The sequence below is a fragment of the Pseudomonas sp. P5_A2_2 genome, assembly GCF_054177685.1.
Window position 1 is genome coordinate 1 of record NZ_JBGCUL010001351.1, and the last position, 1,018, is coordinate 1,018.

Annotated in this window: 1 protein-coding gene; it reads right to left on the reverse strand. The window is 62.9% G+C overall.

Going from position 1 to position 1,018, the window contains the following annotated elements; genetic code table 11:
- Window positions 1-1,018: NAD(P)/FAD-dependent oxidoreductase (locus ACXRVY_RS31345; protein WP_458239257.1), on the reverse strand; the 1,018-nt coding region annotated here is incomplete at both ends.

A 1,018-nucleotide genomic window follows, 5' to 3' on the forward strand; every position in this document is an offset into this window, starting at 1 on the left:
TGCCAAGACCGCGCAGGCTCGGGAAGCGCTCATGCAGCGCCAGCCCCAATGCGCGATAGGCGCTGGCGTCCGGCACGTTGGGCGTCTTCGAGCCATAGACGTAACTGAGCTGCTTGGTGGTCAGCACCAGCGTGTTACGTGCAGTCAGGCGGTGACTCTCCATGGTTATATGCGGCGTCACAATGCCTTCGCGCCCTCGCCAGCCGAGCGATGACAACTGCGTCGCGGACAGCGGCCGGGTTTCGATCGCAGAAACCCGGAACGGCGCGACCTTATTGCGCAGCAGGCCCAGTTGTGGGGTAAAGGCGTTGGTGGCCAGCACCATGATTGGCGCACTCGCGCTACCGTGCGAGGTCTTGCAGGTGATGGTTCGCCCCTCGCTATAGGACAGCAGCGGAGTTTGCTCGTACAGCTTCACGCCCGCCTGAATCGCTGCACGGCGCAGCCCCAGTATGTATTTTCCCGGATCCAGCGTGCCGCCGTGCTGGGTGCAACCGAACAGGAAGGCTGGAGGAATCCCGCGTGCACGCATCTCGGCCTGGTCCACGAAGCGCGTGACCGAACCCAGATCGAGCCCGACTTCCATGCTCTTGCGCAGTCGCTTTTCCTGCGAGGGATGAACGACGGCGCGGATGAGCCCGGAAGGGTTGTAGTCGCAGTCGATGCCCAGTTCGATCAACCGCTTTTCCACATAGGGGACGCCTGCATCGTAGAAACGGACGATCTGCTTCGCCCGCTCGCGCCCCACTCGACTGACGAAMAATTCGAACTCAAGCCCCATGCTGCCGGCAAGGTAGCCCGCATTGCGCCCACTGGCGCCAAAGCCGGCAAACTCTTGCTCGAGGACGATGACTTTGGCCCCGCGAGCCGTCAGCTCCAGTGCGGTGGACAGGCCGGCGAAGCCGGCACCGACCACTATCACGTCGGCGCTGACATCGCCCTGTAGCTGCAGTTGCAGATCGTCCGGCTTATCCATCCACCCACCAAAGCGTCGAAACTGCCCCGGATCGGTGAGTGT